This window comes from Streptomyces sp. NPDC056231 (genome assembly GCF_048270745.1).
Classification (GTDB): domain Bacteria; phylum Actinomycetota; class Actinomycetes; order Streptomycetales; family Streptomycetaceae; genus Streptomyces.
Genome location: NZ_JBLVKW010000036.1, coordinates 46,860 through 60,286, shown reverse-complemented (window position 1 = coordinate 60,286; position 13,427 = coordinate 46,860). Strand labels below are relative to the sequence as shown.

Here is a 13,427-nt window from a genome sequence, read left to right as displayed (position 1 = left end):
AGTGAAAGGGTGTCGGAAAGAGGGGGCGGCGTCAAGCGACGCCGCCCCGTGGGGTGTTGTGCGGGCCGGGTCTCAGGACTCCGCGCGGTACATCAGATCCACCTCATGGGTGGTGAAGCCCATCCGCTCGTACACGGCCAGGGCCGCCGGGTTGTCCGCGTCGACGTAGAGCATCGCGGTCGGCAGCCCTTCGGCGGCGAGGTGGCGCAGCCCGATCGCGGTGAGCGCCTTGCCGAGACCGCCGCCCTGCGCGTCCGGCCGGATGCCGACGACGTACACCTCGCCGAGCTGCTCCTCGGCGTGCACCTTCGTCCAGTGGAAGCCGACCAGCTCGGTCCCGCCCTCGGTCTCGCGCTCGGCCAGGAAGAACCCCTTCGGGTCGAACCAGGGCTCGCCCTTGCGGTCGTCCAGGTCGCGCTGGGTGAGCGATCCCTGCTCGGGGTGGTGGGCGAATGCGGCACTGTTCACGGCGAGCCAGGCGGCGTCGTCCTGGCCGGGCACAAAGGTACGGACGGTGACGCCCGGCGGCAGTACGGGCTCAGGGATGTCCAGTGGGCTCAGCGTGCGGCGCAGCTGGCGGAGCTCGCGGAAGAGGGAGAGGCCCAGGACCTGGGCGAGATGGCGGGCGGCGGACTTCCCGCCGTGCGCCCATACGCGCAGCCGCTTCCCGGTCGCGGCGAGCAGCGCGGCGCCCAGCGCACGCCCGTGTCCCTGCCCGCGGTGCGCGGGATGCACGACGAGCTCGGCGGCGGGCGCCTCGACGGGGTCGGTGTCCTCGAGCTGTGCGTACCCGACGAGGGTTCCCGTGCTGGTGAGCAGAAGGTGCCGCACGCCCTCCCGGCGTCCGCCCCGCAGTTGCAGTCGCCCCTGCTCGGAGACCGCGGGCCTGCCGTCGGCGCGGGCCGCCTCGCCGAGCAGGTCGAGGACGGCTTCGGCCTGGTCGGGAGAGAGCACCTCGAGCGTCTGGATCTCGCGTCCCGGAGCGGGGAGGGGTACATCAGTCGTCATGCGTACGAGCGTACGGCGGGGAGCGGCGCAGGCGGGGCGTTGCGGCCTCGATCGGCGGTGTGCGGTGTGGGTCGGACCGCCTTTGCGGGGTGGGCGCGGCCGTCGGCCGGCCCCGGCCCCGGCCCGTCAGCCCTGGCGTGCCGGACCGCGGTGACCTGTAGGCCGTGACGTTCCTGCCCGCATATGGGTGCTGTCGGGTGAAGTGCGGTGATAGACGCCCTTACTGACCACAAGGCAACCAGTTCGTAACTCGAAACATCTGTCGCGCTACGCGCGTTGACTCTAGGCTGCGGCCGAACCCTCCCGCTGAAATTCACAAGGGGACCGATGTCAGCGACACCGCAGAAGAACCGCGCGTCGAGGCGGTTGCTCGCCGCCGCGGCCGGGCTGGCCACCGTCGGCGCGCTCGTCGCCGCAATGCCGGCCGATGCCCAGAACCGCGATCAAGGCCAAGGGCAGCACGAGTCGGCCCACACCGTCGACGTCCAACTGCTCTCCTTCAACGACCTGCACGGCAACCTGGAGCCGCCGGCCGGGTCGGCCGGCACGGTCACCGAGAAGCAGGCCGACGGTACGACGAAGGCGATTCCGGCCGGCGGTGTCGAGTACCTCGCGTCCTCGCTGCGCGCAGCGCGCAAGGGCCACCCGTACTCCATCACCGCGGCCGGTGGTGACATGGTGGGCGCGAGCCCGCTGCTGTCCGGTCTCTTCCACGACGAGCCGACCATCGAGGCGCTCAACAAGATCGACCTCGATGTGACAGCGGTCGGCAACCACGAGTTCGACGAGGGCGCCACCGAGCTGGCCCGTCTGCAGAACGGCGGCTGCCACCCGGTCGAGGGGTGCTACGAGAAGGGCAAGACCTTCCAGGGCGCCGACTTCCCGTATCTCGCCGCCAACGTGACGAATGAGAAGACCGGCAAGCCGATCCTCAAGCCGTACACCGTGTGGAAGAAGGACGGCGTCAAGATCGGCTTCATCGGAGTGACCCTGGAGGGCACGCCGAACATCGTCACCGCCAACGGCGTCAAGGGCCTGAAGTTCCACGACGAGATCGAGACGGTCAACAAGTACGCCAAGGAGCTCGACCAGCAGGGCGTGAAGTCCATCGTCGCGCTCATCCACGAGGGCGGGGCCCCCGCCTCCTCCTCGTACAACTACGACTGCGACAGCCCCGGCGCCGGCGACGGCATCTCCGGGCCGATCGTGGACATCGCCAAGGGCATCAGCCCGAAGGTCGACGCGCTGGTCACGGGCCACACGCACCAGGCGTACGTGTGCACCGTGCCGGACCCGGCGGGCAACCCGCGCCTGGTCACCTCGGCCTCGTCGTTCGGCAAGCTGTACACGGACACGACCCTCACGTACGACCGCCGTACCAAGGACATCGTGCGTACGTCGGTGACGTCGTCGAACTCCTCGAACCCGGTCTCGGCGAACCACATCGTCACCCGGGACCAGCCCAGGGCCACTGACATGACGGCCCTGATCGCCCGCTGGAACACTCTCGCGGCTCCCATCGCGAACAGGCCGCAGGGCTACATCTCCGCCGACATCAACGGCCGCGGCTCCACGGCCTTCGAGAAGCCGCTCGGCAACGTGATCGCGGATGCCCAGCTGGAGGGCCTGGCCCCGGCGGACAAGGGCGGGGCGGTTGTCGCCTTCATGAACCCGGGCGGTATCCGCGCGGACCTGGTGTACAAGTCGACCGGCAGTGAGGGCGACGGGGTGGTGACGTACGGGGAGTCCTTCACCGTGCAGCCCTTCACCAACATGATGAACGTCGTCGACCTGACCGGCGCCCAGCTGATCACCGCACTCCAGCAGCAGGTCAGCGGCTCCAACGAGGCCAGCCCGAAGATCCTTCAGGTGTCCAAGGGACTCACCTACACCCTGGACATGACGAAGACCGGCGCGGCTCGCGTCGTCGTCGACACGATCAAGCTGAACGGTGCGGCGATCGACCCGGCCAAGACGTACCGCGTCGCGATGAACGAGTTCCTCGCGGGCGGCGGCGACGGTTTCGCGGCGCTCGGCCAGGGCACCAACAAGCTGGTCGGCCCGTCCGATCTGGACCTGTTCAACGCGTACCTGTCGGCGCACTCGTCGGCGGCGGCGCCGCTGGCCCCGCCGGCCACCGACCGGATCACGGTCATTCAGTAGGTTCGGCAGGAAACTCAGTGCCCGTACGCGGGTGAGTGAGCAGGGCGGTGGGCCGGATGGCCCACCGCCCTGGTGTCATCGGGGGAACCGAAAAAGTCTCGCCTATGGTCGCAAGAATGACTGAAGATGCAGACAAGGGCCTGGTCACCGTGGCCAGCACCAGGCCCGTCCGCGAGACGATCGACCGGCTTCAGGACGCGATCACCGCAGCGGGCTTCCATGTGTTCGCGCGGGTCGACCATGCGGACCACGCCGCCCGTGCCGGGCTGGAACTCCGTCCGACGGAACTGCTCATCTTCGGCAAGCCCGAGGGCGGCACGCACCTGATGCAGGACAAGCAGACCGCCGGCATCGACCTGCCGGCGAAGGCGCTGGCCTGGCAGGACGCCACCGGGGTCACCTGGGTGACCTGCAACGACGCCTCATGGGTCGCCGCACGCCACGGGCTGGGGCCGAAGAGCCAAGCCGGTGTCGCGGCACTGGAGGCGAGCACGGTGGCCGCAGTACGCCAGGCCACGTCACCGGCCTTCTACACCCCGGGGGCCTGATCGGACGCCGGGGACGGGTCAGGGGTTCTCCGGCGGCGGCTGCGGTGCGCCCGGCAGGCGGATCGAGGCCTTCGTGCCGCCGCCAGGCGACGGGTGCAGCGCGACCTCGCCGCCCGCCTGCTGGACCGTGCGCGCCACGATCGACAGGCCCAGCCCCGAGCCCGGCAGCTGCCGGGCGGTGGGGGAGCGCCAGAAGCGTTCGAAGACGTACGGGAGATCCTCGGCCGGGATGCCGGGACCCTGGTCCACCACGGTCAGCTCGCCGTCGCGCAGGGCCACGGCGACCGTGCCGTGCGGCGGGCTGAACTTCACCGCGTTGTCGAGGACATTGACGACCGCCCGCTCCAGCGCTGCCGGCTCGGCCCTGACGTACCACGGTTCGAGGTCCGCGGTGATGGTCAGCTCGGGGCCGCGGAGCCGTGCCCGCTCCAGCGCGGCGGAGGCGATGTCGTGCAGGCCGACGACCTGGAGCGGGCCGGGCTGGGCCGCGTCCGGGCGGGCCAGTTCCTGGAGGTCGCCGATGAGCGACGCCAGCTCCGTCATCTGCGCGGTCACCGATTTCATCAGCGCCCTGCGGTCGTCGGGCGGGATGGGCCGGCCCGTCTCGTCGCTGCGGGCGAGCAGTTCCACGTTCGTACGCAGGGAGGTCAGCGGGGTCCGCAGCTCGTGCCCGGCGTCCGCGATCAGCTGCGCCTGCCGGTCCCGGGAGGTGGCGAGGGAGGCGGTCATCGAGTTGAAGGAGCGGGACAGCCGGGCGATCTCGTCCTCGCCCTCGACGGGGATGCGGAGCGAGAGGTCCTCGGTGCGGGCGACATGCTCGACGGCGGCGGTGAGCTCGTCGACGGGGCGCAGGCCGGTGCGGGCGACCCAGAGACCGGCGGCGCCCGCGCCTATGACGCCGATGCCGGAGACGATGAGGAGGACGAAGGCGAGCTGAGTGAGGGGGTCGGTGACCTGGTCCATGGGCACCGCCACGGAGACGGCGAGGCCGGGCCGGACCAACGGGCCGATGTGGACCTGCGAGGTGTAGACGCGCATCTTCGTCCCGCTCTCGGTCCTTGCCGAGTGCAGGGCGTAGTCCTGCTGCCCCTCGGCCACCGCGATGTCGGCGTGGCTCACGGGGAGTGCCGCCTTCTTGGGGGCGATGCACACCGTGCCGTCGGCGTCGACGAGCTGAACGGTGTACCCGCTGGTGAACGGCGGCGGCGGCAGCAGGGTGGCGCCGCCACAGTAGTTGTACAGGGATGTCAGGTACTTCTCGTCGACCTTGGAACTGCGCAGCGAATTGTCCATCTGCTGGTTGAGTTGCGCCTTCGTCACGAACCAGCAGGCCGCCGCGACTGCCGCTACCGCCACCGCCACTGCCGTTGCCACCAGCAGCGCGAGCCGGGAGCGCAGCGGCAGGGCGCGGAACCGGCGCAGGGCCCCGGTCATCCGTCACTCCCGTCGGCCCGCAGCGCGTACCCCACGCCCCGCACCGTGTGCACGAGCCGCGGTTCGCCGCCCGCTTCCGTCTTGCGGCGCAGGTACATCACGTACACATCCAGGGAGTTGGAGCTCGGTTCGAAGTCGAAGCCCCAGACCGCCTTCAGGATCTGCTCGCGGGTCAGCACCTGGCGGGGGTGGGCCAGGAACATCTCCAGGAGCGTGAATTCGGTCCGGGTCAGCTCGACGCGGCGCGAGCCGCGGGTGACCTCGCGGGTGGCGAGGTCCATCCGCAGATCGGCGAAGGACAGCACATTGTCGTCGGGGACGCCGCCGCCTGCCGCGGTCGCGTACGAGCTGCGGCGCAGCAGGGCCCGGATGCGGGCGAAGAGCTCGTCCAGTTCGAAGGGCTTGACCAGGTAGTCGTCGGCCCCGGCGTCGAGTCCGGTGACGCGGTCGCCGACGGTGTCGCGGGCGGTGAGCATCAGGATGGGGGTGGTGGTGCCGGTGGCACGGAGGCGGCGGGCGGCGGTCAGACCGTCCATCCGCGGCATCTGGATGTCGAGGACGATCAGATCGGGGGCGTACGACTCGGCCCTGGCGAGGGCGTCGAGACCGTCGACGGCGACCTCGGTCTCGTACCCCTCGAACGCGAGACTGCGCTGCAGGGCCTCGCGTACGGCGGGTTCGTCGTCGACGATCAGGATGCGTTGCGGATCGTCTTCGGCGGGGCTCATCGCTCGTCGTCCTTTTCTCTCTGCTGCCGTGGTGCTGTCTTCTCAGCCTCGCACGACTGTCGCACTGCGGCGGGCGGCGCGGCGCTTCCGGCCGGTGCTGCGGGTGGTCGCACGGACCTCCGGCGAGCGCCGCGCCACGGCGGCGAACTCCGTCGCGAGCATCAGTGGCAGCGCGAGGGCGGCCGGGCCGGTGGGGGTGTCGGAAGGGTGGTTCATGGCTGATCTCCTCAGGAGCTGTTGCCGGACCGCAGGGTGTCCAGGTCGGCCTTGAGCGTGTTCACCGGGATGGCGAAGCCGAGGCCGACGCTGCCCGCGCTGGAGCTGTTCGACCCGTCGGACGAACTCGCGGAGTACATCGCGGAGTTGATGCCGATGATCTCGCCGTTCATATTGATGAGCGCACCGCCGGAGTTGCCGGGGTTGAGCGAGGCGTCGGTCTGGATGGCCTTGTAGGTGGTGGTGGAGTCGCCGGTGTCGCCGTTGAACTGCTGCCCGCCGAACTCGAACGGCCAGACGCCGCGGCCCCCGCCCTGCTGTCCCTGACCGCTGTTGCTGTCCTTGGCGACGGTGACATCGCGATCCAGTGCGGAGACGATGCCGCTGGTGACGGTGCCGGTGAGGCCCTCGGGCGAGCCGATCGCGACGACCTGGTCACCGACCTTGAGCGAGGAGGAGTCGCCGAGCGTGGCCGTCTTCAGCCCGCTCGCCCCCTGCAGCTTGATGAGCGCGAGGTCCTTGTCGGCGTCCGTGCCGACCACCCTCGCGGTGTACGTCCTGCCGGTGCTGAGCGTCACCTTGATCGTCGAGGCGCCCGCGATGACATGGTTGTTGGTGACGATCTCGCCGTCGGAGGTGATGATCACGCCGGACCCGGTGGACTGGCCCGCGTTCGAGCTCGCGCTGATCTCGACGATCGTCGGTGACACCGCCTGCGCCACTCCGGCGACGGTTCCTGCGCTGCTCTGCGAGACGGTCGTGCCGCTGACCGCACTGCTGCCGCCACTGCCGCTGGAACCGGAGTCGGTGAACTGACCGATGACGGTGGCGGTGGCACCACCGACGACCGCCGCCGCGACGGCCACGGCCGTCAGGAGGGCGACCGGCCGTCCGACCCGACGCCTGCCGCGCGCGGGCGGCTGGGGTGCGGGCTGCGGCAGCCCGTGGAAGTCGCCGTAGCCGTCGTCACCGCCGCCACTGTGACCGTCGTCACCGCTGTTGCCGGGCCACCCGGTCGTCCCGGGGCCCGCGGCGATCGGCTGCGCCGGCCAGTACGAGGGCGGCGGCGGGTAGGCCGCGTCGTCGTTGCCGTACGAGGGGTGCGTCGGGTACTCGCCGCTCGGGCGCTGGCTCTCAGTCATGTCTATGACTGTGGCCAGCGAACATGAGAGAACCCTGAGCGTGCCCTGAGAAGCCCGACAGAACCGTGTATGCCCCATATAAGGCCGGCCGGCACATGGGCGACGGCGTCCATGTGCCGGCCGGTCCAAGAGCCGCCGGGAACGTCGTACGGGTGGGCGGAAGGCGAGCGCCCCGGGCCGGGGAAGTGCCCCGTCTACCGGCCCTGGGCCGTCGGCTCCCCGCACCCGCACGAGCGCCGCACCACCAGCGCCGACGGGAACTGCTTCAGCCGCTCCCGTCGCGAGCCCGAGACCCGCAGCGAGTCGTCGAGCACCAGATCAACCGCGGCCCGGGCCATGGCCGGGCGGTCCGAGAAGACCGTCGTCAGCGGCGGATCGGTCAGCCCCGCTTCCTTCACGTCGTCGAAGCCCGCCACCGCGAGCTCCCCGGGCACATCGATCCGCAGTTCGCGCGCGGCCCGGAGCACCCCGATGGCCTGGTCGTCCGTCGAGCAGAAGATCGCCGGGGGGCGGTCCGGACCGGCGAGCAGTGCGAGCGCAACCCGGTAGGCGTCGTAGCGGTTGTACGGGGCCTGGAAAAGGCGCCCCTCCGTGGAGCGCCCCGACTCGTGCATCGCCCGTCGCCAGCCCTCGACGTGGTCCGCGACCGGGTCGCCGACCGCCGGGGTGGACTCCATGCCGCCGAAGCACGCCACGTACGCGTTGCCGTGTTCGAGGAGGTGCCGGGTGGCGAGCTGAGCGCCGCCGATGTCGTCGGTCACGACCGCGACGTCGTCGATCGCCTCGGGCCGCTCGTGCAGCAGCACGACCCGGGCGTCCCATGCCTCCACCTCGGCGGCGGCCCGGTCGCTGGGGCCCTGGCTGACCAGGATCAGTCCGGAGACACGCATACCGAGGAAGGCGCGGAGGTAGTGGACCTCGCGCTCGTCGCGGTAGTCGGAGTTGCCGACGAGAACCATTTTTCCGCGCTCGGCGGCAGCCTGTTCGACCGCGTGCGCCATTTCCGCGAAGAAGGGCTGGCGGGCGTCCGGAACGATCATCCCTATGAGGTCGGTCCGCCGCGAGGCCATCGCCTGGGCGACGCGGTCTGGCCGGTAGCCCAGGTTCTTGATCGCGGCGAGTACCCGCTCGCGGGTGGCCGGGGCAACCGGCCGGGGTCCGTTGTTGATGACGTAGCTGACGACCGCGGTCGACGTCCCCGCCAGTCTCGCCACATCGTCCCGCGTCACCTTGGCCACGCGCGGCAGTCTACGCGGATGGACCTACCTGCCGGCAGGCCGGACCGGGGCATCTTCCACGATGTCGGCCACGGAGGCCTGCTCCGAACGGGTGGGTGGTTCGGCGGCCGCCTTCGCCGCCCGGGACTTCGCCCCCTCGGCGGCGCGCTCCACCTTCTCCGGCGCGACGAAGCGGTAGCCGACGTTGCGGACCGTGCCGATCAGCGATTCGTGCTCGGGGCCGAGCTTGGCGCGCAGCCGCCGGACATGGACGTCGACCGTCCGGGTACCGCCGAAGTAGTCGTAGCCCCAGACCTCCTGCAGCAGCTGGGCGCGGGTGAAGACGCGGCCCGGGTGCTGTGCGAGGTACTTGAGAAGTTCGAATTCCTTGAAGGTCAGGTCGAGGACCCGGCCCTTCAGCTTTGCGCTGTAGGTCGCCTCGTCGACCGAGAGATCACCGCTGCGGATCTCCATCGGGGAGTCGTCGGAGGTGAGCTGCTGCCGGCCGGTGGCCAGCCGCAGCCGGGCCTCGACCTCGGCCGGTCCCGCGGTGTCCAGCAGCACGTCGTCGATGCCCCAGTCGGCGGTGACGGCTGCGAGACCGCCCTCCGTCACGACGAGTATCAGCGGACACCCAGGTCCGGTGGACCGCAGCAGCTGGCACAGCGACCGCACCTGCGGCAGGTCGCGGCGGCCGTCGACCAGGATGACGTCGGCACCCGGCGTGTCGACGAGAGCGGGTCCCTCGGCGGGGGCCACTCGCACGCTGTGCAGCAGGAGGCCGAGGGCGGGAAGCACCTCCGTCGACGGCTGAAGAGCGTTGGTCAGAAGCAGCAGTGAACTCATCGCCGCCCACCTTCCCGGGTCGTCGGTCGGTGATCGTGCACGATGTGCTTGCCTTGCTCGCCCATTGCGTCGGTCCTCCTCGTTCCCTGCGAGAGGGGCACTCCCGGGTGGGGCCCGGGGGAGATCTGCGGCACTTCTTCGTACGTTTGTCGTGCTGCTGCCGTACGACGATTGTCATACGTGTTTCAACGGTGCGGTCCCCTGTCCTGGGACCGCTGAGCTCTGCGAAACGTCGTCGTAACAACGCGTGTAAAGCACAAAAGGACCCGGGGGCTGCATTGCCCGGATCCTCTTCCCAGCAGAATAGCCCACATGAGTTCTGTGTCCGAGAGTTCGTTTCGCAGTTCTTCTGTTTGCTTGATCACGCCGGGAGCCCGGCGCGCCACATTGCGGACGGATGACGGGCTGCCGATCGAGGCGGTGTACGAACCGTGTACGACCGGTGCCGATGCCGGGGATGCCGGCCCGGCGATCGTGGTCGCGCACGGATTCACCGGTTCGCTGGACCGGCCCGCAGTGCGGCGCGCGGCGAGGGTGTTCGCCCAGCGTGCTGCCGTGATCACGTTCTCCTTCCGGGGGCACGGAGGTTCCGGTGGCCGGTCGACGGTCGGTGACCGTGAGGTGCTGGATCTGGCGGCCGCGGTGGCGTGGGCGCGCTCGCTCGGACACCGGCGGGTGGTGACGGTCGGGTTCTCGATGGGCGGGTCCGTGGTGCTGCGGCACGGGGCGCTGTACACGGCTCCCGGGACCTCTCCGGACACGGCACAGCCCTCGCCTCCGGTTCCCGCGCGCAGGGAGCGGATCGAAGCACACGCGGACGCGGTGGTGGCTGTGAGTGCTCCCGCCCGTTGGTACTACCGGGGTACGGCCCCGATGCGGCGCCTGCACTGGGTGGTGACCCGGCCCACCGGCCGGCTGGTCGGCCGGTACGCCCTCCGCACCCGGATCGACCGCAAGGAATGGGACCCCGTGCCGCTCTCCCCGGTCGAGGCGGTCCCGCTGATCGCCCCGGCGCCGCTGCTCATCGTGCACGGCGACCAGGACCCCTACTTCCCGCTCGACCACCCCCGCATGCTGGCCGACGCGGCACAGGGCGGTGCGGAACTGTGGCTGCGGCGCGGCATGGGGCACGCCGAGAACGCGGCGGACGAGAGCTTGCTCACCCGGATCGCGGACTGGGCGGTGGCGGAGTGATTCATCATGGACAGCTGACACGAGACGAAGGGAACGTCGCCATGCCAGCGGGAACCATCCGCTACTGGGCCGCCGCCAAGGCCGCCGCCGGGACCGCGGAGGAGCCGTACGCAGCCGCGACGCTCGCCGAGGCGCTCGACGCGGTGCGCGAGCGGCACCCCGGTGAGCTCACCCGAGTGCTGCAACGGTGCTCGTTCCTGATCGACGGTGACCCCGTGGGTACCCGCAGCCATGAGACCGTACGCCTTGCCGAGGGCGGCACGGTCGAGGTGCTCCCGCCGTTCGCAGGAGGGTGAACCGCAGCACATGAGCAACAGAGATCAGCAGTATCCGTACGGACAGGAGTCCGCGACCGGGACCGGTCACGGGTACGGCAACGGATACGGAAACGGCCAGGAACCGCAGCCGTACGGGCAGCAGGTCCCGTACGACCCGAACCAGGCGTTCCAGGACCCCGGGGTCCTGCAGACCTGGGAGGGCCAGACCTGGGACACCCAGTACCAGCCGGCCGTCCCGTCGGCACCGCAGCCGCAGCAGCCGCAGCAGCCCCGGTACGAGCAGCCGCAGCAGTATGCGCAGCAGCAGTACGAGCAGCCCTACGCCCAGCAGTACGAGCAGCCGCAGTACGACCAGCCGCAGTACGAGCAGCCTCAGCACCAGCAGCCGCAGTACGACCAGCCGCAGTACGAGCAGCCGCAGTACGAGCAGCCGCAGTACGAGCAGCCTCAGTACGAGCAGCCTCAGCACCAGCAGCCGCAGTACGAGCAGCCGCAGTACGAGCAGCCGCAGTACGACCAGCCGTACCCGCCGCAGGCGCCGCAGCAGCCCGTCGCGGCTGCCGCCGGCCCCGCCGGATATCCGATCCCGCAGGGCGCCTCCGGCTCGTACCCGCTGCCCCCCGAGGTCCCGGCCGCCGCCCCGGCCGCACCGGCCCCGGACGCGGCGGCCGCGCGCGACGCCTCCGGCTACAGCGCACCCACCACCCTGGGCAACAGCCGCATCACCGACGCCCAGCGCGCCCGCGCCGAGGGCCGTTCGCCGATCATCGCGCCGGGGATGCAGCCGGCGGCGATCACGGCGGGCCTCGGGCTGCTGCTCGCCCTCGGTGCCGCGATCGGGCAGTACGCGCTCTTCGTGCCGCTGGTGCTCCTCCAGGCCGTGACCGCCGCCGGCTGGTTCCGGCTCAACGGCATGTGGCCCGCCCGGCAGGGCATCGCGCTCGCTTTCGCCGGCGGGTTCGTCGCCGATGTCGTGCTGCTCGTCGCGGGCCGGGAGAACGCCCCCGCGGCGATCCTCGGCACCCTCGGCATCTGGGTGCTGCTCACCGTCGTCCTGCAGCTGCGCAGCCATGCGGGCGCCGACGAGCGGATGTACGGGCTGATGGCCACCGTCGCCTCGACCGCCCTGGCGATCCTCGCCGCCGGGCATCTCGCGGCGGCGCCGGACGCCGTGACGGCCGGCTGTGTGGCTGTCGCGGTCGCCGTGCTCGCCCGGGCGCTGCCGCTGCCCGGACCCGCCTCGGTCGTGGTGGCGCTGCTCGCCGCCGCGGTTGCCGGTATCGCGGTCGGTGGGCTCACCGACCTCGGCGCGAAGGGTGCCTTCCTCGGGTTCGCGGCCGGTGGCTGCGCGCTGATCGGGCTGCGGGTGGCGAGCTACGACTACCCGTCACGTTTTGTGCACATGACGGCCGGGGTGGCGCTGCCGCTCACCGCCGCGGCCCCCGCCGTATATCTGATCGGGCACGCGGTCTCCTGACCCGCGGGACCCGCCGCGGACCGGGAACCGCGGCGGGTCCCCGGCTCGTCGATCCCCCCGGGCGTGCCGTGCAGCCGCAGCAGGCTCACGGGCGCCAGGGGGTCCGGGCGGACGCGGGGCGGGGGAAGAACGGGCATGCGTGCACTGCGAATACTGCTGGTCGTCGTGGTGGTCCTGGGGGGCACCTTCATCGTGGTCGACCGGGCCGCGGTGTACTTCGCCGAGTCCGAGGCGGCGGGCCGGGTCGAGGTCGTCGGGGGCACGGTCGACTCGACGGACGTCTCCATCAGAGGTTTCCCCTTTCTGACCCAGGTCGCCGGATCGGCACTCGACCGGGTCGACATCAAGCTCACCGGCATCGAGACCGCCGCCGACGGGCGCAGGATCCGGATCAACGAGATGAACGCCGAACTCCACGACGTCACGCTGGCCGACGGCTTCTCCAGCGCTACTGCCGCCCGGGCCACGGGCACAGCGACCATCTCGTACGAGGATCTGACGCACGCGGCCGGCGACGGCGTCGTCGTCGAGTACGGCGGCAACGGCAAGGTGAAGGTGACCGGCGCCATCGACATCCTCGGCCGCACCCTCACGCGCAGCGTGACCTCCTCCGTCACCCTCGTCGACGGCCGCACCGTGCGGGTGCATGCGGACAAGGTGCCGGGCGAGGGCATTCCCGGACTCGAAGGCCTGGTGCGCAGGAAGACCGATTTCGAGCGGGAGATCGGCGCCCTGCCGAGGGGGCTGAAGTTGCAGCGGATCGAGCCGACGAAGGACGGTCTGGAGATCTCGGTGACGGGTTCGGACGTCCGGCTCGCGCGATAGCTGAACCGCGTGCAGGCTGGGTAGAGCATTCCCCAGCCGCTGCACCACATAGTGAGACGCACCCGTCCGATCTGCAGATGACCGAACGGCGCGTTCCTCCGGTGCTGATGCCGGAGGTACCGCGATCGCGCCATCGTCCCGCAGTGCGGACGATCGCGTCTCATGATGCGACACGCCGGTGACATGTCCGCCCGTACGTCCCTACGATCGGTCCCATGCAGTGCTCTATCAGCGGCCTCCGCCAGCGGGGCCACGCGGATCTCACGAAGCGGCGGGCAGTGGACCTGTGCCGCGTCGCCGCCATGCTCTGTCGCACTGTCTGAGCGGGATCGCTGTTTCCCGCATTCCCCC

At 70.7% G+C, this 13,427-nt stretch carries 14 protein-coding genes; 7 read left to right on the top strand and 7 right to left on the bottom strand.

The window, feature by feature from the left end:
• Positions 1 to 72: 72 nt before the first annotated feature.
• A complete protein-coding gene (gene mshD / locus ACNPQM_RS25305; RefSeq protein WP_358860281.1) occupies positions 73 to 1,008 on the bottom strand; it encodes a mycothiol synthase in 936 nt (311 codons plus the stop codon).
• A 327-nt stretch (positions 1,009 to 1,335) separates the two neighbouring features.
• Between mshD and ACNPQM_RS25300 the strand changes: the two genes are divergently transcribed.
• The gene (locus tag ACNPQM_RS25300) at positions 1,336 to 3,171 is read left to right on the top strand and encodes a bifunctional metallophosphatase/5'-nucleotidase (protein ID WP_418085827.1); all 1,836 of its coding nucleotides are present in this window, start codon (positions 1,336 to 1,338) and stop codon (positions 3,169 to 3,171) included.
• A 116-nt stretch (positions 3,172 to 3,287) separates the two neighbouring features.
• Positions 3,288 to 3,719, top strand: coding sequence for a DUF302 domain-containing protein (locus ACNPQM_RS25295; RefSeq protein ID WP_418085826.1), 432 nt, complete (start codon positions 3,288 to 3,290; stop codon positions 3,717 to 3,719).
• A gap of 18 nt (positions 3,720 to 3,737) precedes the next feature.
• Here the strand turns inward: ACNPQM_RS25295 and ACNPQM_RS25290 are convergent, their stop codons facing one another.
• From ACNPQM_RS25290 to ACNPQM_RS25265, 6 genes are all read right to left on the bottom strand, one after another.
• Positions 3,738 to 5,153, bottom strand: a complete 1,416-nt coding sequence (locus ACNPQM_RS25290) for a sensor histidine kinase (RefSeq protein ID WP_418085825.1) — start codon at positions 5,151 to 5,153, stop codon at positions 3,738 to 3,740.
• Entirely contained in the window at positions 5,150 to 5,881 is a 732-nt protein-coding gene (locus ACNPQM_RS25285; RefSeq protein WP_418085824.1) for a response regulator transcription factor, read from the bottom strand. Before ACNPQM_RS25285 ends, ACNPQM_RS25290 begins: the two co-directional genes overlap by 4 nt.
• Before the next feature lie 42 nt (positions 5,882 to 5,923).
• Positions 5,924 to 6,097 carry a hypothetical protein gene (locus tag ACNPQM_RS25280; RefSeq protein WP_358860286.1) on the bottom strand — a complete coding sequence of 58 codons (174 nt, stop codon included), beginning with the start codon at positions 6,095 to 6,097 and terminating at the stop codon, positions 5,924 to 5,926.
• A gap of 11 nt (positions 6,098 to 6,108) precedes the next feature.
• Positions 6,109 to 7,239 carry a S1C family serine protease gene (locus ACNPQM_RS25275; RefSeq protein ID WP_418085823.1) on the bottom strand — a complete coding sequence of 377 codons (1,131 nt, stop codon included), beginning with the start codon at positions 7,237 to 7,239 and terminating at the stop codon, positions 6,109 to 6,111.
• 194 nt (positions 7,240 to 7,433) lie between these two features.
• Positions 7,434 to 8,477, bottom strand: a complete 1,044-nt coding sequence (locus tag ACNPQM_RS25270; protein WP_418085822.1) for a LacI family DNA-binding transcriptional regulator — start codon at positions 8,475 to 8,477, stop codon at positions 7,434 to 7,436.
• Between the two features lie 24 nt (positions 8,478 to 8,501).
• Entirely contained in the window at positions 8,502 to 9,302 is an 801-nt protein-coding gene (locus ACNPQM_RS25265; protein WP_418085821.1) for a response regulator transcription factor, read from the bottom strand.
• A gap of 312 nt (positions 9,303 to 9,614) precedes the next feature.
• Here ACNPQM_RS25265 and ACNPQM_RS25260 point away from each other — a divergent pair, with 312 nt between their 5' ends.
• The 5 genes from ACNPQM_RS25260 to ACNPQM_RS25240 all read left to right on the top strand — a co-directional run bounded on the left by ACNPQM_RS25260 (position 9,615) and on the right by ACNPQM_RS25240 (position 13,399).
• The gene (locus tag ACNPQM_RS25260) at positions 9,615 to 10,496 is read left to right on the top strand and encodes an alpha/beta hydrolase family protein (protein WP_418085820.1); all 882 of its coding nucleotides are present in this window, start codon (positions 9,615 to 9,617) and stop codon (positions 10,494 to 10,496) included.
• Between the two features lie 41 nt (positions 10,497 to 10,537).
• On the top strand, positions 10,538 to 10,792 hold the full coding sequence (locus tag ACNPQM_RS25255; RefSeq protein WP_030925031.1) for a MoaD/ThiS family protein: 255 nt from the start codon (positions 10,538 to 10,540) through the stop codon (positions 10,790 to 10,792).
• 10 nt (positions 10,793 to 10,802) lie between these two features.
• Positions 10,803 to 12,251 carry a hypothetical protein gene (locus ACNPQM_RS25250; protein ID WP_418085819.1) on the top strand — a complete coding sequence of 483 codons (1,449 nt, stop codon included), beginning with the start codon at positions 10,803 to 10,805 and terminating at the stop codon, positions 12,249 to 12,251.
• Between the two features lie 135 nt (positions 12,252 to 12,386).
• Positions 12,387 to 13,076: a DUF2993 domain-containing protein gene (locus ACNPQM_RS25245; protein WP_418085818.1), complete on the top strand. Its 690-nt coding sequence runs from the start codon at positions 12,387 to 12,389 to the stop codon at positions 13,074 to 13,076.
• A gap of 215 nt (positions 13,077 to 13,291) precedes the next feature.
• Positions 13,292 to 13,399: a putative leader peptide gene (locus ACNPQM_RS25240; RefSeq protein WP_358860293.1), complete on the top strand. Its 108-nt coding sequence runs from the start codon at positions 13,292 to 13,294 to the stop codon at positions 13,397 to 13,399.
• Positions 13,400 to 13,427: the final 28 nt, after the last annotated feature.